Source organism: Weissella koreensis KACC 15510 (assembly GCF_000219805.1).
Lineage (GTDB): Bacteria > Bacillota > Bacilli > Lactobacillales > Lactobacillaceae > Weissella > Weissella koreensis.
On sequence record NC_015759.1, the window covers coordinates 1,147,981 to 1,170,009 of the forward strand.

Sequence of the window (22,029 nt, forward strand, 5' to 3'; positions counted from 1 at the left end):
AAACAAAGGACACATAAAAATGAATAATAATGACATTGTAATTCGATTACGATACGCCTTGGCGATTTCAAATGCAGATATGCTTAAAATTTTTAAATTAGGTGGTCTAGAACTTACCAATGAAAAACTAGTAAAGATTCTAAAACGTCAAGATAAAGAAACACCAAGAGATCAAAATTTAACGATGGAAGAACTTGAACGGTTTATGAATGGTTTAATTATTTCTCAACGTGGAATTAAAAAAGACGCTAATGGACAAACTTCAGAACCAACCTTTGATATGAAAAAAGAGGACGATATTAATAACGTAGTGCTAAAGAAATTGAAAATAGCAATGCAATATACCAGTGAAGATTATCAAAGTTTTTTTAAGTCAGCAGGAATAGAAGTTTCAAATGCTGAATTGAGTGCGGTATTACGGCGCCCTGATCATCGAAATTATCGTCCAGCGGGAAATCGATATTTAAGAAACATTCTGAAAGGAATGGCCTTAGAATATCGAAAGGAACAATAATAGCTGAATAGGAATAATATGTGGGAGGATGATCAAATGCGAGCGCGAGTTTTGTATGCAACTTTAACTGGTAATAATGAAGATGTTGCAGATGTGATTATTGCTGAGTTTGAACGACTAGGAGTGCAAACCATTAAGGAAGATATTTCTGATGTTGAGGCTTTGGATTTAAATCCCACGACACAAGATATTTTGGTTACAGTGGTTTATACCTTTGATTTGGGAACTTTAGCTGATGAAGCAATTGATTTTTATGAAGATTTACCAGATGTTGATTTGGAAGGCGTTATTTATGGAGTAGCTGGTTCAGGAGATGTTTACTATGGTAAAGATTACGGAACAGCGGTTGACATATTAGAGAAACAATTTTCAAAGACTGCGGGGATTCATGGTGCTTCTGGAGTAAAAGTTAATTTGCGGCCAGATGCCAAAGCTACGGATGAATTACAAAAATTTACGCAAGCCTTGGTACAAAAAGCTAGTAATAATTGAGATTAATTAATGAGGGGCTTGTCACCCTTTGGAAAAGTGCTTATAATAAGAGTCATAATTAAAACGTTGAGAAAGACATGTTAATTTAACTAAAATATTTAAAAGCGAGACTGGGACGGTGTAAGCCAGTTAATATGGGTTAATTTGATACTACTTTTGGAGTGAATTAGAAAACTAATTCCGTTTCCCCGCGTTAAGGGATTTGAGTTGTATATTTTATTTTTAAATATGCATAAACTTCGGGTGGTACCACGTGTTAACGTCCCGTTCTAATGTCAAGATGATGTTGGAACGGGACTTTTTTTAATGTTAATTAAAAAACATTTCATAAATAAGGAGTAAAGTAATGGCAGATATTGAGATTAAGTTCCCTGACGGAGCGGTTAAAAATTTTGCAAGTGGTGTTACACCGCTTGAAATTGCAAATGGTATTTCAAAGTCATTGGCAAAAAAAGCTGTATCTGGTCGTTTAAATGGTGAATATGTTGGAATGCATGACCAAATGATGGTTGGTGGTGATTTTGAATTGATTACTAAAGATTCAGAAGAGGCATTGCGCTTACTACGTCACTCAGCGTCACATTTGATGGCTCAAGCTTTAAAACGTTTGCATCCTGATATGAATTTTGGAGTTGGTCCAGCAATTGATAATGGTTTCTATTATGATACTGATAATGCAGAAGGCCAAGTTTCAGTTGAAGAATTCCCAGCAATTGAAAAAATTATGCATAAAATTGTGGAAGAAAACTTACCTATTGTTTCACGCGTGATTTCACGTGAGGAAGCATTAGATATGTTTAAAGACGATCCATACAAAGTTGAATTGATTAATGACTTGCCAATTGATGAAAAAATTTCAATTGCTGTACAAGGTGATCACGTTGAATTGGATAAGGGTGGTCTTGTTCCATCAACTGGTTGGATTAAAAACTTTAAGTTAACTTCTGTAGCAGGAGCATACTGGCGTGGAAAATCTTCAAATCCAATGTTACAACGGATTTATGGAACTGCTTTTTGGAATGCTGATGATTTACAAGCTGAATTAAAGCGTCGTGATGAAGCTAAAGAACGCGATCACCGTCGTATTGGAGCTCAACAAGATCTATTCTTTACTTCACAAGAAGTTGGATCAGGACTACCTGTTTGGATGCCAAATGGAGCGGCCATTCGTCGGACTTTGGAACGTTACATTGTTGATCGCGAATTAGAAGCTGGGTATGAACATGTTTATACTCCAATCCTTTCTAATTTAGATTTGTATAAGACTTCAGGGCACTGGGATCATTATCATGATGATATGTTTCCACCAATGGATATGGGAGATGGTGAATTCCTAGAACTACGGCCAATGAACTGTCCTTCACACATTCAAGTGTATAATCATCATCCACGTTCATATAAAGAATTGCCTTTGCGGATTGCAGAATTGGGGATGATGCATCGTTATGAAAAGTCTGGGGCTTTGACTGGTCTATCACGTGTCCGCGAAATGACATTGAATGATGGACACACATTTGTGACTTTGGATCAAATTGAAGATGAATTTAAAAACATCTTGAACTTGATGATTGATGTCTACCATGACTTTAACATTAGTGATTACCGCTTCCGTCTTTCTTATCGTGATCCTAAAAATACAGAAAAGTATTTTGACGATGATGAAATGTGGGCCAATTCACAACGGATGTTGAAGGCTGCTATGGATGATTTGGGACTAGATTACTTTGAAGCCGAAGGTGAAGCTGCCTTCTATGGTCCAAAGTTGGATGTTCAAATTAAGACTGCCTTGGGTGGCGAAGAAACACTTTCAACGATTCAATTAGATTTCTTGTTGCCTGAGAAGTTCGATTTAGGTTATGTAGGTTCTGATGGAGAACAACATCGCCCAGTGATGATTCACCGTGGTGTTATTTCAACGATGGAACGCTTTACAGCTTACCTCATTGAAATGTACAAGGGTGCTTTCCCAACTTGGTTGGCACCTCATCAAGTACGTGTAATCCCAGTTAATCGTGGAGCTCACAGTGAATATGCAGAAAAGATTGTGGAGCAATTGAAGCACCAAGGAATTCGTGCCGAATATGAAGACCGCAATGAAAAGTTAGGTTATTTGATTCGTGATGCGCAATCATTGAAGATTCCATATACTTTGGTAATTGGGGATGATGAGAAGAATAATGAAAGTGTTACAATTCGTCGTTTCGGTTCACGTGATACTGAGACGATGCCATTGGCTGAGTTTGAAAAAACTTTGTTAGCTGACATTGCTAATTATTCACGTACTGATCAAAAGTAAATATAAAATATTTTAAATGAAAAGAGGTTAGAACTTAATTGTTCCAACCTCTTTTTTAATTTAATTTTTGCAAAACCATAAAATGCCATTGAATAGAACTAAAATCAAAATTAAGATGATTATTTGTACAATGGGCCAAGGCATTGGCAGTGCTTCAGTCCGTGATTGGCCCTCGGAAAAACCGTGAGAATGCATTGCATTGGTTAAATCGGTGGCCCAATAATTGGCGCTTAAGATAGTTTTAAAATATAGTTGAGGGCTCCAAAGATGGTATTTTATACCTCGTAGTTTAGCTGCATACTGAATGGTTTTGATTTGCTGTTTTACTTGGTCGAGTAAATTTAATGCTGCTAAAATACCATAAACAAAGGTGTTTGATAGCTTAAAGCGGGCATGTAAATTTATTAAGAGATCTCGGGGAGTAGATGTTAGTGTAACTAGTCCACCTAGAATTAAATAAGCATAAAGTCGAGACGTATAAAGTCGAGCATTGGTGAGATGATCGCCAGTTCCAAAAAACCAAAATGAGGTCCAGGTTCCAAATGCTAATGGAATTGAAATGAGTAAGAGTAAACCTATTTTTCGATAATTGATTTGATTTAAAAATAAATAAAATAGTCCAATTAAAACCAAAAAAAGATTTCCTGGGATGCTGCGCACAAAGGAAATTTCAATGGAAGCTAATAAAACGGTTGATAGCAACAACGCCGGTTCAAATTTAAAATGGCCTGCCATAATTATAATCCTCTCTCGGCTGGGTTAATTAAAGTTTGTTGTGTTAAATTGCGTTCATAATCAATAAATGTTTCTAAACCATGGCGCTGATGTGAAATCATCAAGATACTAGTTTGGGTGCTTTTGATATATTTTTGCATAATGTTCATAACTATTTTAATTGATTGTAAATCTAATCCAGCTAAGGGTTCATCTAATAAAAGAACTGGCAATCCTAAGATTAGGAGGGCTAAAGTTTGAACTTTTTTTTGCTGTCCGCCAGATAGCTGGTAGACACTATGGTTTAAAACTTCGGTCAATTGTAACTGTTCGATGCAAGAATTGATCAAAGTGGGGGTCCAGTATTCAGCTTGTTGACTGATTTTTAAACTGATTGAAAATTCTTCAGCCGGAGTCATAGTTATAAATTGATTGCTGGCAGTTTGAAAGCCATAGCCGACAAAGGATGACCAATCTTTTAGATGGGATTGGCCATCCCATGTTAAGGTTCCATTTAACGGGCGTTGACGGCTAATTGTTTGTAACAAAGTGGATTTACCCGATCCATTTTGACCTGAAAGGAGGCCAATGGAGGCCGCTGGCAGAGTGAAACTATTTGGCTTCAATAATGTTTTTTTAGCTTGCGTAATAGATAAATCCGTCCAAGATAAGGACCCATTAATTAAATTAGTCCGCTTTTTGAAAATGACTGGAGGGGCTGTCATAAGTTGATTTGATTTACTTATAATTAATTCACCAGCGGAAGTCAGTTGGTAATGATGATCAATGATCTGCTGATAATTGTTTAGATCATGATCGGTAATTATAATTGTTTTATCTTGCTCTAATTGAATTTGTTTTAAGGTTTTCAATAAAGATAAGCGGGCATCAGGATCGACATTAGCAAATGGCTCGTCTAATACAATGATATTTGTGTCCATGGCTAAAATGATTGCTAGGGCCGCTTTTTGTTGTTCACCTCCAGATAAATGAAGTAAAGGGCGATCCGCTATATCCGTTAAATTTAGGGCTGTTAAAACTTTCTCGATTCGTGGTTCAATTTGTGCTTGTGGTGTTTGTAAATTCTCTAATGCAAATTGTAATTCTTCTTGAGCAGTCTGCATTGTAAACTGGCGGGATGGGTTTTGAAATAGGAGCGCGACATGTTTAGCACGCTCAAAGGGGACTACTGTATGGATCGGATATTGATCAATGGTAATCGTTCCGCTTTGTGGACGCTCAAGCCCAGCCATTAAACGTAACAGAGTGGATTTGCCAACTCCACTGGGCCCGCTTAATAAATTAAAACTATGGGGGTCTAAACTCCAATTTACTTGATTCAAAACAGGCTTTGCATCATTTGGATAGGTAAAGGTTAAGTCATTAATTTTTAAAAGTGTCATAATTTATTTACGAATCGCTCCAGTCTTAGTAACCATTTTTTCAATTAAATTAACTAAAATTCCAGCAAAGAACCCAGTTGAGATGAAACGAATTATGAATAGAAGAGCTAGCATGGGTAGATGGTAAGCTAAATAACCTGATTGAAAAAGGTCCCAAATAAAAGTTAAAATTGTCATCATGAGAGCTGAGATAAAAAGATTGGTTTTAGGACGTGGCCGATACTTAGTACTAGCAAAGCCAATTTCAGCTCCTAGACCTTGAATTAATCCGGAGACCAGGTTCATAGCGCCCCACTGTGAAAAAAGGAACATTTCAATAGTTGCAGCCAAAAATTCACCTAAAGTGGCAGAACCAGGTTTTGGAATTAATCGTCCGGCTAAAGGACCGGCCATGAGCCACACGCCTAAAGTAGCGTCATTGGCAAACGGCTTTAGCGGCGTGGCAGCGATGAAAGTATAAGAGAAACCCCAAATTTGATAAATTACACCAAAGAAAAGGGCGATTAAAGCTAAAAAGATAACATCTTTTAGTTGCCAGTGTGATGAGTTGTCAGGAATTGTTTGCATGATAATGCCTCCGGGGAATTTATTATGATATGTCAAACAAAAAACCGTTCTTTTTGCACGTTGAAAGCAAATAAGAACGGTCGTTTACAATTTCTCGGGTAAATAACCAAGCTTCCTTCGTCGGTGCTAACCGTAGCAGGTTCAATGGGTTACTTCTCAGCTCAAATGGAGCGCCCCAGCTTGTTTGATATGTCAAAATTAGTTTAAGGCTTTTTTCTTAAAAAAGCAATTAAAAGTAAATAGTTTCACTTAACCTACTGCGTTAATGATGTTTTTTTGGTAAAATATAAAGTAATAGAAAACGGAGGAATAAGCGGGTGGAGCATGAATTAAAGTTGATTGGTTTGAGCACTAATCATGAATTAGCGCAAAAGATTGCCGATGAAATGGGTGCAGATTTGATGCCGATGACTATCAACCAATTTGCTGATGGTGAGATTTATGAACGAATTTTAGAAAGCGTTCGTGGAGCTGATGTTTATATTCTGGCCCCCATTTCTGGAGAAGTAAATGATAGTTTCATGGAAATTATGATTGTAGTAGATGCTTTGCGGCGGGCTTCCGCACATGGTATTAATGTTGTTATGCCGTATTTTGGATATGTACGACAAGATCGTAAAACTAAGTCACGTGAACCGATCACGGCTAAAATGGTTTCATCATTACTTGAAATGAATGGCGTGCAACGAATTTTAGCAATTGATCTACATGCTGATCAGGTTCAAGGATTTTTCGATATTCCAGTTGATCAGTTGTTGGCAGCTCCATTGTTATCGGATTACTTTTTGGAACGTAATTTTACAGGCGAAGATACCGTGGTATTTGCACCAGATCATAACGGAGCCGGACGAGCTCGTCAATTTGCGTCTATTTTGGAAGCAAATTGGGGTGTAATTAATGATCGTGCAGTACAAGAAGATATTAAGAGTCCCAACGGGATAGTAGGAGAAGTTGCGGGAAAAAGAGTCATTGTCATTGATGACATTATCGATACTGGCCGGCGGATGGTTACTTCGGCCAAAGCAGTGAAGTATGCCGGAGCGATTGATGTATCAGTTGTTGCGACTCATGGCGTCTTGTCTGATGGTGCCGCTGAGCGGTTAAAGAACTGTGATGAAATTTCTCAAGTTGTGATTACCGATACCGTTGAGGTCCCGGCAGAAAAACAATTTGATAAGTTAAAGATTATCACCGTGGCCCCATTAATTGCGGATGCAATTAATCGCGTTCGACAAGATAAAGACTTATCTGGTTTGTTACGATCACGGATTAAGCCAGATATAAAAATTTAAGTAGCTTAGTTTTTTTGAATGAGGAGGAATTGGAATTATGGTATTTTCAGCAGCAGAAGATCGTTATGAAAAAGTTCCCGCACGGCGGGTTTCAGATTCAGGACTAATCTTACCAGCACTTTCGTTTGGACTTTGGCGCAACCTTGGTGATCAAAAGCCATTGGCTAATTCAAGAGAAGTGATTTTAAAAGCCTTTGATAATGGAATTTATTCATTTGATAATGCCTCAAATTATGGTCCTTCAAATGGTAGTGCCGAAGAAACGTTTGGTGCAGTTTTCAATTCTGACTTAAAAGCATATCGTGATGAATTAGTGATTACCACCAAAGCAGGTTATCATATGTGGCCAGGACCTTTGGGCGAGTTTTCAGGACGTAAAACTTTGCGGGCAGCATTGGACTTGTCCTTGCAACGAATGCATTTAGACTATGTAGATATTTTTTATGCTCATCGTTGGGATCCAAATACTAATCTAGAAGAAACCGCTGTTGCTTTAGATTCATTAGTACGTCAAGGTAAGGCTTTGTATGTTGGTGTTTCAAACTATACAGCTGAGCAAACGGCAGCTATTGCGGAAATTTTTAAAGAATTACGGACGCCGTTTGTAACTAATCAAGTTTCATATAATATGTTACACAGAAATGAAGCCGAAGATAATGATATGTTGTCAATTTTGGATCAGCATCATGCTGGATTAGTAGCTTATGGACCACTAGCAGAAGGGTTATTGACAGACCGTTATCTTGATGGTTTCCCAACTGATTTCCCTCTTCATCGGACGAATGCCGGATTAGCAGATAATCCAGATGAAACAGTAGCTAAGCTGAATGCTTTGAATGCTGTTGCTGCAGATCGAGGTCAAACGTTAGCACAATTAGCCATGGCATGGCTTTTGAAAGATCGACGGGTGGCATCGATTGTCTTTGGAGCATCATCAATTGAGCATTTGTTAGATAATATTAAAGTTACTGATAATTTAAAATTGTCAGATGAAGAGTTACAAAAAATTGAAAATATTTTAAATTAAATCAAGAAAATGAATCATCTTTGATGCAATAAAAAATTGATTTAATCTAAAAGCTGAGATATATGATGAAAATTCTTATTCAAATAAAACTAGCTAAGTTTTTTGATGAGAATTTTGCTTATCTTGGTTTTTTTTTGGATTAATAAAGCTATTAATATTGTAGTAGATAAGCATGGTGATAATAAATTGGGAGGCGCCTTGAAGTTCTGCTATAATATTGGGATAAAGGATTCGATGGGGGGACGAAAAATGGCACGTAAGTTAATTGGAATTGATTTAGATCATACTACTTTAAATGAAGCTGGGATGATTTCAAAATATACCCGCGAAACATTGCAAGCAGCCCAAGCTGAAGGACATATTATTTCGATTATTACGGGACGTCCACCGCGGTTAACCAATGCAATTTATCAAGAGCTAGGCTTACACTCACCTATGATTAATTTCAATGGGGCACTTGGCGCCATTCCTAATCAAAATTGGCGAGACGCTTACTCTCATCAAGTTCAGCGCACGATTGTTTTTGATTTATTGGAACAAGCAGGTGACTTAGGTGTTGATCTGGTTATTGCGGAACAAAATCAGCAAGCCTGGAGTCAACAGTTTGGTGTTAAAAAATTAAATCAAAAATTTTTCCCACAAGATAATAAGTTAAAAGGTCAGTTAAATAAGGCTAATTTAAAAACCGATGTGAATGCTATTTTATTACATGCAATTGATGCATCTAAACAAACTGAGATTCAAAATTGGATACAAACACGTTATGGTAAAGAAAATGTCAACGTTAAAATTTGGAGTGGTGATGCGCCGGTTCTTGAAGTAGCTCCTGCGGGGGTTGCCAAAGATACTGGGCTCCAAGTGCTGCAAAGGTCATATCAAATTGCTAAAGATGATGTTTATGCATTTGGTGATGAGATGAATGATTTAGAGATGATTGAGTATGCAGGCCACGGGGTGGTTATGCAGAATGGAAATTCGGAATTGAAAAAAGTTGCTAATGATGTCACCCCCTATACGAATGAGCAAGATGGATTAGCGCGTTATATTAAAACGATTTTATAAAAGTAAGGAAAAGTAATGATCATGGATGATTTTCCACAGGGATTTAAAGAACGTTATGCGGAATTGTTGGGGGATGAGGCAGAAGCCTTTTTTGCCACTTTTAAACAACCAGTACAAAAGGGCTTTCGGATTAATCCGTTAAAAGCTAACCAAACACTATATGATACGCAAACTACTCAAGCAGTTGCTTGGGGAAATTGGGGACGATTTGGACGGTTGAAAGGTCATTCAGTTGACCATACAACAGGTCTGATTTATTCTCAAGAACCGAGTGCCCAATTAGTGGGAGAAATTGCACATCCCCAACCTGACGAAAAAGTTTTAGATTTAGCCGCAGCACCAGGGGGTAAAACTACTCACTTGGCTTCGTTTATGAATCAAAAAGGTTTGTTAGTAAGTAATGAAATTTTCAAGAAACGGGCTCAAATTTTAAGTGAAAATGTAGAACGATTTGGAGCTAAGAATGTTTTAGTCACTAACCATGCACCGGCTGAATTAGTGCCAAAATTTGCCGGATATTTTGACCGAATTGTCTTGGATGCTCCTTGTTCAGGTGAGGGGATGTTTCGCAAAGATCCAGATGCGATGCAATATTGGGATGTTGATTATCCGAGCCGTTGTGCAAAGTTACAACGGGAAATTTTGGTGGAAGCATTAAAAATGCTGAAAAGTGGTGGAGAATTAATCTATTCAACTTGTACTTTTGCGCCTGAAGAAGATGAACAAATTATTGCTTGGTTGTTGGATAGTTATCCTGAGTTAGAATTGATGCCAATTGATAAGCCAAAAGGAGTGGATGATGGTCGACCAGAATGGGCCGATGGTAATCCTGAATTGGTAAAGACGGCACGATTATTTCCGCATCATTTAGATGGAGAAGGACATTTCATAGCACATTTGCGTTTGAAAGAAGCTGATGCTGTAGCTAAAAAGGCACCGGAAGTCGTAAAAACTAATTTGACGGATAGCCAAAAAGAAATCTGGCAAACTTTTGCTGATGAAACTTTGCAACGACCATTAATGGGGACTTTAATAACTTTTGGAGATCAACTTTATTTAGTCCCAACTGATACACCAAGTTTGAAAGGATTGCGCGTCTTACGTGCAGGTTTGAATTTGGGTACATTTAAAAAGAATCGGTTTGAACCTAATTTGGCTTTGGCTTTGGCGGAACAACCGGAAATGTTTAAGCATGTTTATCCTTTAGACGATCAACAGTGGGCTCAATATGTTCATGGGGAAACTTTTTTTGTTGATTCCGATATTCAACAAGTGAAAGGTTGGTATCTGTTGACGATTAATGGCAACGGAACTGGATTTGGTAAGCTAGTTGATGGACAAATGAAAAATTTCTATCCTAAAGGTCTCCGTTTTATGCCTAAATAAAATTAAATAAATCATTTTTAAATGATAAAATTAAAACAGAATCTTGAAAGGACTTTGAATTGATGACAACAAATAATATTACGCAAGCTGAAGTCGAACACGTAGCTAGCTTGGCTAAACTAGCCTTAACAGAGCAAGAAAAAACAATTTTCACCAATCAATTAGATAAAATTTTTGAAGTAGTTGATACTTTGGCAGAAGTTGATACAGAGGGTGTTGAACCTACGTATTCAATGACCGATGGGGAAAATGAATTACGTGAAGATGAGGCAGTTGATGCTAAGCAACGGGCTGCATTATTGCAAAATGCCCCTGAAACTCAGGAAACCTTGATTAAGGTTCCAGCAATCTTGACGGCAGGAGAAGATAAATAATGAACTTTCTAAAAACGACAGTAAAAGATTTACACCAAGATTTGATTGCTAAGGAATTATCAGTCAGTGATTTAACTAAGGAAACTTTTGATAATATTAAAGCTACTGATGATCGTTATGAAGCTTTCATTACTTTGATGGAAGAGCAAGCTTTAGGACAAGCCCAAAATTTGGATGAAAATGGGATTGAAGAAGATCAAATATTAGCTGGAATTCCATTTGGAATTAAAGATAATATGGTTACTAAGGATGTTCAAACTACTGCAGCTTCAAGGATCCTAAAAGATTTTAAGCCAGTTTATAGCGCAGCAGTTTTAGAAAACTTAGAGCAAGCTGGGGCTATTGGAGTTGGTAAGTTAAATTTGGATGAATTTGCTATGGGTTCAACGACTGAAACTTCATATTATAAGCAAACTAAAAATGCTTGGGATCAAACTAAAATTCCAGGTGGATCATCAGGTGGATCAGCCGTTGCTGTGGCAGCCGGACAAGTTCCTTTTGCTCTTGGATCTGATACTGGTGGATCAATTCGTCAACCAGCTGCTTTTAATGGGATTGTTGGCTTAAAGCCTACCTATGGACGTGTTTCTCGGTGGGGATTGATTGCTTTTGCCTCATCTTTGGATCAAATTGGGCCTTTGACACGGACGGTTGAGGATAATGCGCTCGTTTTGAATGCCATTGCTGGTTATGATGCACGAGATCAAACTTCATCAAAGAAAACCGTCCCTGACTTTACTGCTGGATTAACTGGTGATGTCAAGGGAATGAAAATTGCGATTCCTAAAGAATACTTTGGCAAAGGGGTAGATCCAAAAGTTGTTGAAGTAGTTAAAGCCGGAATTGCTCAATTAGAGGCTTTGGGAGCTAAGGTTGAAGAGGTTTCATTACCACATACTAAATATGGTGTGGCGGCTTACTATATTCTGGGTTCTTCAGAAGCATCTTCTAATTTGCAACGTTTTGATGGGATTCGTTACGGATTCCGGGCTGAAAATGTGAAAACATTAGAAGACCTTTATGTTCAAACGCGGACACAAGGGTTCGGAGATGAAGTAAAACGACGGATTATGTTGGGAACCTATTCACTTTCAGCTGGTTCATATGATGCTTACTTTAAAAAAGCAGCACAAGTTCGAACATTGATTGCTAATGAATTCCAAAATGTTTTTGCTCAATATGATTTGATTATTGCACCAACAACCCCTAATATTGCTTATGGCTTTGGTGAAAATCAAGATGATCCACAAGTAGCATATATGAATGACGCTTTGACGATTCCTGTTAACTTAGCTGGATTACCTGGTATATCAATTAATGCTGGATTTGTTGATGGGTTACCAGTTGGAATGCAATTGATCGGAAATCGTTTTGAAGAAGCAAAAATTTATCAAGCGGCGTATGCTTTTGAACAGGCCACACGTTTATTTGAAAAAATTCCTGGAGGTGAAAATTAATGGCCATTTCAAATTTTGAAACCACAATTGGACTTGAAGTCCACGTTGAATTAAAAACAAATTCAAAGGCGATGTCACCAGCTCCTGCTAGTTATGGATCAGAGCCAAACTTAAATACTAACGTTATTGATTGGGGCTATCCAGGGGTTTTGCCACAAGCCAACAAAGGAGCAATTGAAGCTGGTATGATGGCAGCTTTAGCCTTGCATGCTGAAATTACACCTAATTTACACTGGGATCGTAAGAATTATTTCTATCCTGATAATCCAAAGGCTTACCAAGTAACTCAACAATTCGAGCCAATTGCTAAAAATGGTTGGTTAGAAATTGAAGTTAATGGTGAAAAAAAGCGAGTTGGAATTACTGAAATGCACGTTGAAGAAGATGCGGGTAAGAATACCCATTCAGGTGATGGATATTCATATGTAGATTTAAACCGGCAAGGAACTCCTTTGATTGAAATTGTTGGTGAACCTGATTTGAAGTCTCCGGATGAAGCCTATGCTTATTTGGAACAGTTGAAGGAAGCAATCCAATTTACGGGAATTTCAGATGTTAAGATGGAAGAAGGCTCAATGCGAGTTGATGCAAATATTTCAATCCGGCCAATTGGTTCAAATCAACATGGAACTAAAATTGAATTAAAGAATTTGAATTCATTTAACTATGTTCGAAAAGGTTTGATGTTTGAAGAGCAACGCCAGGCTAAATTGTATTTAGCTGGTAAAACTTTAAAGCAACAAACTCGACGCTATGATGAGACTACTGGTGAGACGATTTTGATGCGAGTTAAAGAAACCGCTGATGACTATCGTTATTTCCCAGAGCCTGATTTGGCTCCAATTCATATTGATGCAGATTGGATTCAAAGAGCTCAAGATAAGTTGCCATTGGCAGCGAGTGTACGAAGAGCGCACTATGTTAACGACTTGAAATTAGAACCCTATGATGCGGAAGTATTGACTCAGACATTGGCTATGGCTGATTTCTTCGATCAAACGGTTGAATTTGGAGCTGATGCTAAACGGGCCGCAAATTATTTAATTGGGGATGTGAATGCATTTTTGAATACAACCCATCAAGATTTGCAAGAAACGAAATTAACCCCAAAGTATTTGGCTGATATGATTAAATTAATTGAAGACGGTACGATTTCAACGAAAATGGCCAAACAGGTCTTTAAAGCAATCACTGAAGGACAAGAACCGGTACAGTATGTTGAAGATCATGATTTGAAGCAATTATCAGATCCAGCGGTTCTTTTGCCAATGATTAATAGTGTCTTAGATGATAATGAACAATCAGTTCTTGATTTCTTAGGTGGAAAAGAACGAGCAACTAAAGCGTTAATTGGGCCAATTATGAAAATGACAAAAGGAAATGCCAATCCAACAGTTGTAAATGATCTGATGCACCAGGCTTTGGAAGCGCGGAGGTAAGATGATGAATAAGCGAGCGCGTATTATTTATAATCCGACCTCTGGTCGAGAAGCAATTAGACGTGATTTAGTTGATATTCTATCAGTCTATGAAAAGGCAGGTTATGAAACGTCAGCTTTTGCCACGACAGCAAGTCCGAAATCAGCTGAAAATGAAGCTCGACGAGCTGCTTTGGATGGATTCGATCTACTTGTTGCTGCTGGTGGAGATGGGACAATTAATGAAGTTGTTAACGGAATCGCGTCATTAGATCATCGCCCAAAATTAGCGATTATTCCCGCTGGAACCACAAATGATTTTGCGCGAGCCTTAAGAATCCCTAGAAACGAGCCATTTGAAGCTGCATCAGTTATTTTAAAAGATCAATCAGCTTTAATGGACGTTGGTCGTGCGAATGAAGAATACTTCATTAATATTGCCGCGGGTGGTTCAATTTCAGAATTAACTTATAAGGTGCCATCAAAGCTTAAATCTATGTACGGATATTTAGCTTATGTTGTGAAGGGAGCTGAATTAATTCCCCGAACTAAACCAATGCATCTGCGGGTGAAATATGATGAGGGTGTTTATGAAGGTCCTTCATCTATGTTTTTCTTAGCTTTAACAAATTCTGTGGGTGGTTTTGAATCAATTGTGCCAGATGCTAAGTTAAATGATGGTAAATTTACGGTTTTGATTGTTAAGACTACTAAAATTCCAGAAATTATGACATTGATTACTGAAGTCTTAAATGGTGGACGACATGTTGATGATCCTAATCTAATTTATGTTAAATCTTCTCATGTTGAAGTTGAGTCGCTTAATGCAGATGAACAAGTGATGGTTAACTTAGATGGTGAATATGGGGGCGATGCACCAATGGTCTTTGATAATTATCAAAGACATATTGAAATTGTGTCCAACTTTAGTGAGAAAGATCAAAAGAACTTATTATAAATAAAAATAAAAAAATGTTTGACAATTACTTGGGTATTAGTTATACTAGTTTATGTTGTTAAGGCAACAGCAAGTAATTGCGGATGTAGTACAATGGCTAGTGCTCCAGCCTTCCAAGCTGAGAATGCGGGTTCGATTCCCGTCATCCGCTTAAATTAAAACTTGAAAAGATCGAAACATTATTGTTTCGGTCTTTTTTATTTCAAATTGTTAAGATGTATTATGTCTGAGATTAAAAAAGATGATTTATTAAAATTAATGAAAGCGCACTCATGATATAATAAATAAGAATTAAAATCATAGGGGGAAATAATTAATGCTAAATGAAAAAGTTTTCTTTGGGACTTATACTCGACGTATTTCAGAAGGGCTATATCAAGCAGATTTAATTGATGGCCATTTGGAAAATTCTAAATTAGTAGCTAAGTTAGGTAGTCCGACTTATACGACGCTAGCCAATAACGATGTCATCTATACTGTTGATAAAGTTGATGATCAGGGTGGGGTGGCAGTAGTGAATGCTATCACTGGAAAGATTAAGCAAACATTATTACAACCAGGAGCCTCACCAGCTTATTTAGGGCTTGATACTAAGCGCCAACTACTATTTTCTGGTAATTATCATAAAGGTACGCTCGATATTTTTAAAATGGATCAAAATGGGATATTAACATTGAGTGATCATTTTCAAAATGAAGGGAGCGGACCTCGACCAGAACAAACTAGCTCGCATATCCACTTTACGAATTTGACACCAGATCAAAAATTGGTAGTTGTTGATTTAGGGACTGATGAAGTTTTGTTTTTTGACCTTTCTGAACAAGGTAAAATAACATCTGAAACTCGTTTTCAAACTGAAGCTGGATTTGGTCCTCGGCATATTCGGTTTAGTCCAGATGGTAAAACGGCTTATTTATTGGGTGAATTATCTTCAAAACTAATGATTTTGGATTATCAAGATGGTAAACTAGCTGTAAAACAAACCTTGGCAACGATTCCGCCTGAATGGACAGAACATAATGGGGCGGCGGCAATTCGGGTCTCTCAGGATGGCCGATTTGTTTATGTTTCAAACCGAGGAAATAATTCTGTTGCGGTATTTAATGTCGCTGGTGAAGAAGCTGAATTAGTTCAATTAATTAGTACAGAAGGTGACTTTCCACGAGATATGGCGTTTAATTCTACAGAAGAATATTTAATCGTCGCAAATCAGAATACTGATAATGTAAGTGTCTTTAAGCGTGATAATCAAACAGGAGAGTTAACATTGAGTCAAAAAGACTTTATGATTCCTGAGGGTGTTCGAGTTGAATTTAATTCTAAATAAGAATAGGGGCAGGAAAAATATATGGATAAAAAAGATCAATCAAGGCGATCATGGACCTGGCAATGGTTTTGGGATAATAAATTTGTTTCAGCATTGCTAGTTGTTTTACTGGTTTTGATTATTATTTTCATGCTACAAAAAGTTGATTTTATTTTCCAACCACTCTTTTCACTGTTTTCAGCAGTAGGGGCACCAATTATTGTAGCGGGATTATTTTATTATTTAATGAATCCTATGGTGGATTGGTTAGAGGAACGTCACCATGTAAATCGGGTATTAACGATTACTGGTCAATTTATTGGTCTGATTTTGTTAATCGTATTAGCAGTTATTGCAGTGATTCCTTGGCTTCAGAACCAAATTTATAGTTTGATACAGCATTGGCCAGAATATTGGCGAGGTATTTCCAATTGGATTGATGCCTTGATGAAAAATAACGATTTTAAAATGGTAAATGAATGGCTCAAAAAGAATGATAAAATGATTGATCAAACTTTGAAATCGTTGACAACAGGAGGAACGTTTCATGTTTCCTCAGTCTTTGGAACGATGAGCTCGGTAGTGATAACGATTGTCACCTTCCCGCTAATACTTTTTTATCTATTAAAAGATGGTCACCAATTGCCTGATTTTATAGTTAAGTTTTTGCCAAAGCGCATGCAAGGTTCTATGCATGAAACTATTACTGAAATCAATATGCAAATGTCTAACTATATTCGTGGACAAATTTCTGTGGCGGTGGCAGTAGCAATTATGTTTGCAATTGGATTTACAGTTGTGGGATTGCCATATGGATGGCTACTTGCGATCGCAGCCGGATTTTTAAATTTAATTCCTTTTTTGGGATCGTTTTTAGCGATGATTCCGGCGGTGATTGTTGCGATCTTTATTTCACCAATGATGTTAGTTAAAATTTTAATCGTCTTTTCAGTTGAACAATTTTTGGAAGGGAAGGTGGTTTCACCTAAATTATTAGGTGATTCATTGAAAATTCATCCCGTCACTGTGGTAGTAATTTTATTATCAGCGGGTAATATGTTTGGATTCTTAGGAGTTTTGTTTGGTATTCCGGGGTATGCTGTTTTGAAGGTCTTGATTTCAAAATTATATCAATGGTGGCAAAGTGCATCTTCGTTGTATGAAGATGAAGATGAGTCTTCCAAGAAAGCTATTCAATTAAAACCAAACTCTAAATAATATAAAAACAAAAAAAGATTCGGACTAAAAAGTTCGAATCTTTTTTGTTGGATATTTTAAATCGGATTAATTTTCAATGTTACTTTGGCTCATCTTTTTTTCCTTTTTACTAGCGAGGTAAGAACGCAGACCAGCAATGATGGCCGGTAAGGCTGTAACAACTAATATCCCAATAATAACTAATGAAAAGTGATCACGAATGAATGGAATACTTCCAAAGTAGAAGCCAGCCTCAACTGCAATGGTAGTCCAAAGAGTAGCTGCAATGATGTCTAGAATAACGAAGGACTTGTATGAAAAGCCCGAGACGGAAGATACGAATGGAGTAAGCGTTCGAATAATAGGTAAGAATCGTGAAAAAATGATAGCCAGTGGACCGTGTTTAATAAAAAAATTATTGGCTTCATCCAGTTGCTTTTGCTTAATGAAGCGACCAAGTAGGGGGTGATGAACTAATTTCAGTCCAATAGTTCGACCTAAGAAGAAATTACAAGAGTCACCAAGAACTGCAGCACACCAGAACAAGAGGATCAATGCATAATGGTGAAGCTCACTTCCCGGAATTGCAGCAATGGCACCAGCAGCGAATAAGAGAGAGTCACCTGGCAAAAATGGAAGAATAACAGCTCCAGTTTCAATAAAGATAACGGCGAATAGTAATACGTATGACCAAGGCCCTAAGATATTAACCCAGTGAGCCAGATGCTTATCAAGATGTAGCATAATATCAATTAATATTTGAAAATAATTCATTTTTAGAAATCTCCGTTTTTAACTTTATTCATTAATGAGGTTTAAACAATTATTAATTTTAGCCTGAATGCTAGTTAAATGCTAGTCATTTGATGTGGTATAATTATTTTTATAAAATTTATAAAAATAAGAATAGAAATGAGAATACAAATGTTACCACAATTTGATTTAGAACATGTTGAAGGACCAGTGGCTGTTTTTGAAACAACAATGGGAACGATTAAATTTAAATTATTTCCAACACAGGCACCTAAAACCGTCGAAAACTTTACTGGATTAATTGAAAAAGGTTATTATGATGGAATTATCTTCCATCGAGTTATTAGTGATTTTATGATTCAAGGTGGTGATCCAACTGGAACTGGAATGGGAGGAGAATCTATCTGGGGCGATTCATTTGAGGATGAATTTTCAAATGAGGTCTTTAACTTCCGCGGAGCACTATCAATGGCTAATGCTGGCCCCAACACTAATGGGTCACAATTCTTTATTGTAGAATCATCACATGTGCCAAATGATATGATTAAGCAACTAGATGCCATTATGCCTAAAGAAGTAACGAACCGTTATGCTACTGAAGGTGGAACACCTTGGTTAGATCGTCGTCATACTGTCTTTGGACATGTTTTAGAAGGATTGGATACTGTTGAATCAATTGCAAAGGTAAAAGTTGATTATGCTGATAAGCCAATTGATCCAATCGTTATTACACGTGCTTATCTAGAAGCTTAAGTTTATTATCGAAGATTATCTGAGGTTCACTTATGGAATACCAAATTGGTCAATTAGTTGAAGGTGTGATCACAGGAATTCAACCATATGGTGCTTTTTTACAGTTAGATGCGCATACGCAGGGATTGATTCATATTTCTGAATGTCGATCAGCCTATATTCAAAGTGTCGATGAGGAACTTAAAGTTGGGGATGTAGTTAAAGTTGTAGTCTTAAATATCGATCATTATTCAAAGAAGATATCTTTATCCCGTCGAGAAACGTTACTAGAAGCAAGTCAACGACCGATTGTAGTGGAAAAGCATCCTAATAAAGGAAAAATCCATTATTGGACCAATCAATATACAGAATATGGTTTTAAGACGATTACTGAATCATATCCGGTAATGCTGCAAGAAGCGTTAGGACGTTTAAAATAGATTGATAATTTAATTGTCGATTGGAATTGAAAGGACATTTATAGTATGTCATTAATTGCAGGAACGATTTATTTTACTAGAGGGGATCAAACATTCTTTTTAGTTACTGATCAACCCGCCTCTAAATTTTTCACAGTAAGAATGCATCGACACAAAAATGATACTGCACTAGGTGCATTATTAACTGGAATTCGTAATGAGTTGGGAATTGACCCTGAAACATTGCGATTAGGCGAATTAGGTGCTTGGCATACACAAGGGTTATCGGTTCAAGATGATTTAATCTCACTTTATACGTTAGAATTACTTGATGAAAGTACGCTTAACTTAGAGCGCTTAAGTAATTTAGGAATGTCTTTTGCTAGTGCAGGTAGTCTATCAAAACTTATTACAAAGGTAGATGTAACTGGTGTGGCAAGGCTAGAATAATTGAATAATAATTGGCATTTTGAGTATCCCTAAACTAAACTTAGAGATACTACGAAATGCTTTTTTATTTGTATGTACCAAATTGATTGAAATAAATTTCTTAAAAGTGTTGACATGTTTCTTTAAATTGAGTATTATTATGAAGTTGTCTTTTGGCAGGAAATAAATTTAAAAATTTCCATCTCTAAAAAACATTTATAAAAAGTGTTGACATTGAGTTTTGAACGTTGTATACTTATAAACGTTGTTAAAAAGCAACAGAAAATAGTTCTTTGAAAACTAAATAACGTTTCGATGAAACAAATGTGCAGGTGTGTCTCATATTTATAATATGGAAGATACAAACATTTGCGAAGTCAATTTCGCTAGTAAATTCGTTTAACAACTGTTAAACAACAACAAAAAAGATTGAGTTATACTCAAGCTTTTCAATTTTAAATTGAGAGTTTGATCCTGGCTCAGGATGAACGCTGGCGGCGTGCCTAATACATGCAAGTCGAACGTATTGTGGTTGAAATGATATGAAGAACTTGTTCAGATTTGATTTTCAACATTGCAATGAGTGGCGAACGGGTGAGTAACACGTGGGAAACCTACCTCTTAGCAGGGGATAACATTTGGAAACAAATGCTAATACCGTATAATAATTAAAACCGCATGGTTTTAGTTTAAAAGATGGTCTTGCTATCACTAAGAGATGGTCCCGCGGTGTATTAGTTAGTTGGTGAGGTAATGGCTCACCAAGACAATGATACATAGCCGAGTTGAGAGACTGACCGGCCACAATGGGACTGAGACACGGCCCATACTCCTACGGGAGGCAGCAGTAGGGAATCTTCCACAATGGACGAAAGTCTGATGGAGCAACGCCGCGTGTGTGATGAAGGGTTTCGGCTCGTAAAACACTGTTGTAAGAGAAGAATGACATTGAGAGTAACTGTTCAATGTGTGACGGTATCTTACCAGAAAGGAACGGCTAAATACGTGCCAGCAGCCGCGGTAATACGTATGTTCCAAGCGTTATCCGGATTTATTGGGCGTAAAGCGAGCGCAGACGGTTATTTAAGTCTGAAGTGAAAGCCCTCGGCTCAACCGAGGAATTGCTTTGGAAACTGGATAACTTGAGTGCAGTAGAGGAAAGTGGAACTCCATGTGTAGCGGTGAAATGCGTAGATATATGGAAGAACACCAGTGGCGAAGGCGGCTTTCTGGACTGTAACTGACGTTGAGGCTCGAAAGTGTGGGTAGCAAACAGGATTAGATACCCTGGTAGTCCACACTGTAAACGATGAGTGCTAGTTGTTCGAGGGTTTCCGCCCTTGAGTGACGAAGCTAACGCATTAAGCACTCCGCCTGGGGAGTACGACCGCAAGGTTGAAACTCAAAGGAATTGACGGGGACCCGCACAAGCGGTGGAGCATGTGGTTTAATTCGAAGCAACGCGAAGAACCTTACCAGGTCTTGACATCCTTTGACCACTCCAGAGATGGAGCTTTCCCTTCGGGGACAAAGTGACAGGTGGTGCATGGTTGTCGTCAGCTCGTGTCGTGAGATGTTGGGTTAAGTCCCGCAACGAGCGCAACCCTTATTGTTAGTTGCCAGCATTTAGTTGGGCACTCTAGCAAGACTGCCGGTGACAAACCGGAGGAAGGCGGGGATGACGTCAAATCATCATGCCCCTTATGACCTGGGCTACACACGTGCTACAATGGCAAGTACAACGAGTCGCCAACCCGCGAGGGTGCGCAAATCTCTTAAAGCTTGTCTCAGTTCGGACTGTAGGCTGCAACTCGCCTACACGAAGTCGGAATCGCTAGTAATCGCGGATCAGCACGCCGCGGTGAATACGTTCCCGGGTCTTGTACACACCGCCCGTCACACCATGAGAGTTTGTAACACCCAAAGTCGGTGAGGTAACCTTTTATTAGGAGCCAGCCGCCTAAGGTGGGACAGATGATTAGGGTGAAGTCGTAACAAGGTAGCCGTAGGAGAACCTGCGGCTGGATCACCTCCTTTCTAAGGAAAATCGGAAACCTGCATATTCGTTGAAACGTTATTTAGTTTTGAGAGAATTATCTCTCTACAATTAGTTCTTTGAAAACTGAATCATATTTAAGTAAATTTTAAAAATTTCAATTATATTGAATAATAATATAAATTGAACCGAGTAAATCAATAGTTGATCATCGCAATGATGATTGACAGTGAATTA

20 protein-coding genes, 1 tRNA gene, 1 rRNA gene and 1 riboswitch are annotated in these 22,029 nt (G+C 37.7%); of the genes, 18 read left to right on the plus strand and 4 right to left on the minus strand.

Going from position 1 to position 22,029, the window contains the following annotated elements; all coding sequences use genetic code 11:
• Positions 1-19 precede the first annotated feature (19 nt).
• The 3 genes from WKK_RS05550 (at position 20) to thrS (ending at position 3,302) form a co-directional block, all read left to right on the plus strand.
• Positions 20-514 (plus strand): YehS family protein, encoded by a 495-nt coding sequence (locus WKK_RS05550; RefSeq protein WP_013989730.1) that lies wholly within the window; start codon positions 20-22, stop codon positions 512-514.
• Between the two features lie 36 nt (positions 515-550).
• Positions 551-1,006: a flavodoxin domain-containing protein gene (locus WKK_RS05555; protein WP_013989731.1), complete on the plus strand. Its 456-nt coding sequence runs from the start codon at positions 551-553 to the stop codon at positions 1,004-1,006.
• Positions 1,007-1,352: 346 nt separating this feature from the next.
• Positions 1,353-3,302: a threonine--tRNA ligase gene (gene thrS / locus WKK_RS05560; RefSeq protein ID WP_013989732.1), complete on the plus strand. Its 1,950-nt coding sequence runs from the start codon at positions 1,353-1,355 to the stop codon at positions 3,300-3,302.
• 60 nt (positions 3,303-3,362) lie between these two features.
• Here thrS and WKK_RS05565 read toward each other — a convergent pair whose 3' ends face one another.
• The 3 genes from WKK_RS05565 to WKK_RS05575 are packed head-to-tail and all read right to left on the minus strand — an operon-like array spanning position 3,363 to position 5,986.
• Positions 3,363-4,037: an energy-coupling factor transporter transmembrane component T family protein gene (locus WKK_RS05565; protein ID WP_013989733.1), complete on the minus strand. Its 675-nt coding sequence runs from the start codon at positions 4,035-4,037 to the stop codon at positions 3,363-3,365.
• Positions 4,038-4,039: 2 nt separating this feature from the next.
• Complete coding sequence (locus WKK_RS05570; RefSeq protein ID WP_013989734.1) at positions 4,040-5,419, minus strand: ABC transporter ATP-binding protein; 1,380 nt, start codon at positions 5,417-5,419, stop codon at positions 4,040-4,042.
• 3 nt (positions 5,420-5,422) lie between these two features.
• The gene (locus WKK_RS05575) at positions 5,423-5,986 is read right to left on the minus strand and encodes an ECF transporter S component (protein ID WP_013989735.1); all 564 of its coding nucleotides are present in this window, start codon (positions 5,984-5,986) and stop codon (positions 5,423-5,425) included.
• Positions 5,987-6,081: 95 nt separating this feature from the next.
• A riboswitch (TPP riboswitch) is annotated at positions 6,082-6,174 on the minus strand.
• A gap of 129 nt (positions 6,175-6,303) precedes the next feature.
• Here WKK_RS05575 and WKK_RS05580 point away from each other — a divergent pair.
• The 11 genes from WKK_RS05580 to WKK_RS05630 all read left to right on the plus strand — a co-directional run bounded on the left by WKK_RS05580 (position 6,304) and on the right by WKK_RS05630 (position 17,484).
• Positions 6,304-7,278 (plus strand): ribose-phosphate diphosphokinase, encoded by a 975-nt coding sequence (locus WKK_RS05580; protein ID WP_013989736.1) that lies wholly within the window; start codon positions 6,304-6,306, stop codon positions 7,276-7,278.
• Positions 7,279-7,315: 37 nt separating this feature from the next.
• Positions 7,316-8,305 (plus strand): aldo/keto reductase, encoded by a 990-nt coding sequence (locus tag WKK_RS05585; protein WP_013989737.1) that lies wholly within the window; start codon positions 7,316-7,318, stop codon positions 8,303-8,305.
• A gap of 249 nt (positions 8,306-8,554) precedes the next feature.
• Positions 8,555-9,367 carry a Cof-type HAD-IIB family hydrolase gene (locus WKK_RS05590; protein WP_041942407.1) on the plus strand — a complete coding sequence of 271 codons (813 nt, stop codon included), beginning with the start codon at positions 8,555-8,557 and terminating at the stop codon, positions 9,365-9,367.
• A gap of 21 nt (positions 9,368-9,388) precedes the next feature.
• Positions 9,389-10,753 carry an RsmF rRNA methyltransferase first C-terminal domain-containing protein gene (locus tag WKK_RS05595; RefSeq protein WP_013989739.1) on the plus strand — a complete coding sequence of 455 codons (1,365 nt, stop codon included), beginning with the start codon at positions 9,389-9,391 and terminating at the stop codon, positions 10,751-10,753.
• A gap of 62 nt (positions 10,754-10,815) precedes the next feature.
• Entirely contained in the window at positions 10,816-11,127 is a 312-nt protein-coding gene (gatC, locus tag WKK_RS05600) for an Asp-tRNA(Asn)/Glu-tRNA(Gln) amidotransferase subunit GatC (RefSeq protein ID WP_013989740.1), read from the plus strand.
• Positions 11,127-12,584 (plus strand): Asp-tRNA(Asn)/Glu-tRNA(Gln) amidotransferase subunit GatA, encoded by a 1,458-nt coding sequence (gatA, locus tag WKK_RS05605; protein ID WP_013989741.1) that lies wholly within the window; start codon positions 11,127-11,129, stop codon positions 12,582-12,584. The genes gatC and gatA overlap by 1 nt, the downstream gene beginning before the upstream one ends.
• The gene (gatB, locus tag WKK_RS05610) at positions 12,584-14,023 is read left to right on the plus strand and encodes an Asp-tRNA(Asn)/Glu-tRNA(Gln) amidotransferase subunit GatB (protein ID WP_013989742.1); all 1,440 of its coding nucleotides are present in this window, start codon (positions 12,584-12,586) and stop codon (positions 14,021-14,023) included. Before gatA ends, gatB begins: the two co-directional genes overlap by 1 nt.
• 4 nt (positions 14,024-14,027) lie before the next feature.
• Positions 14,028-14,960 carry a diacylglycerol kinase gene (locus WKK_RS05615; RefSeq protein WP_013989743.1) on the plus strand — a complete coding sequence of 311 codons (933 nt, stop codon included), beginning with the start codon at positions 14,028-14,030 and terminating at the stop codon, positions 14,958-14,960.
• A gap of 79 nt (positions 14,961-15,039) precedes the next feature.
• A tRNA-Gly gene (locus tag WKK_RS05620) sits at positions 15,040-15,111 on the plus strand.
• A 165-nt stretch (positions 15,112-15,276) separates the two neighbouring features.
• The gene (locus WKK_RS05625) at positions 15,277-16,287 is read left to right on the plus strand and encodes a lactonase family protein (protein WP_013989744.1); all 1,011 of its coding nucleotides are present in this window, start codon (positions 15,277-15,279) and stop codon (positions 16,285-16,287) included.
• Between the two features lie 21 nt (positions 16,288-16,308).
• Positions 16,309-17,484: an AI-2E family transporter gene (locus tag WKK_RS05630; protein WP_013989745.1), complete on the plus strand. Its 1,176-nt coding sequence runs from the start codon at positions 16,309-16,311 to the stop codon at positions 17,482-17,484.
• A gap of 66 nt (positions 17,485-17,550) precedes the next feature.
• On the opposite strand, the gene WKK_RS05635 is transcribed toward WKK_RS05630, so the two are convergent.
• Positions 17,551-18,237, minus strand: a complete 687-nt coding sequence (locus tag WKK_RS05635) for a VTT domain-containing protein (RefSeq protein WP_006845143.1) — start codon at positions 18,235-18,237, stop codon at positions 17,551-17,553.
• A 150-nt stretch (positions 18,238-18,387) separates the two neighbouring features.
• Here WKK_RS05635 and WKK_RS05640 point away from each other — a divergent pair, with 150 nt between their 5' ends.
• The 4 genes from WKK_RS05640 to WKK_RS05655 all read left to right on the plus strand — a co-directional run bounded on the left by WKK_RS05640 (position 18,388) and on the right by WKK_RS05655 (position 21,833).
• Entirely contained in the window at positions 18,388-18,969 is a 582-nt protein-coding gene (locus WKK_RS05640) for a peptidylprolyl isomerase (RefSeq protein WP_006845144.1), read from the plus strand.
• Positions 18,970-19,001: 32 nt separating this feature from the next.
• The gene (locus WKK_RS05645) at positions 19,002-19,388 is read left to right on the plus strand and encodes a CvfD/Ygs/GSP13 family RNA-binding post-transcriptional regulator (protein WP_013989746.1); all 387 of its coding nucleotides are present in this window, start codon (positions 19,002-19,004) and stop codon (positions 19,386-19,388) included.
• Positions 19,389-19,433: 45 nt separating this feature from the next.
• Complete coding sequence (locus WKK_RS05650) at positions 19,434-19,817, plus strand: hypothetical protein (protein ID WP_006845146.1); 384 nt, start codon at positions 19,434-19,436, stop codon at positions 19,815-19,817.
• Positions 19,818-20,252: 435 nt separating this feature from the next.
• Positions 20,253-21,833 (plus strand): 16S ribosomal RNA (locus tag WKK_RS05655).
• The last annotated feature ends 196 nt before the right edge of the window (positions 21,834-22,029 follow it).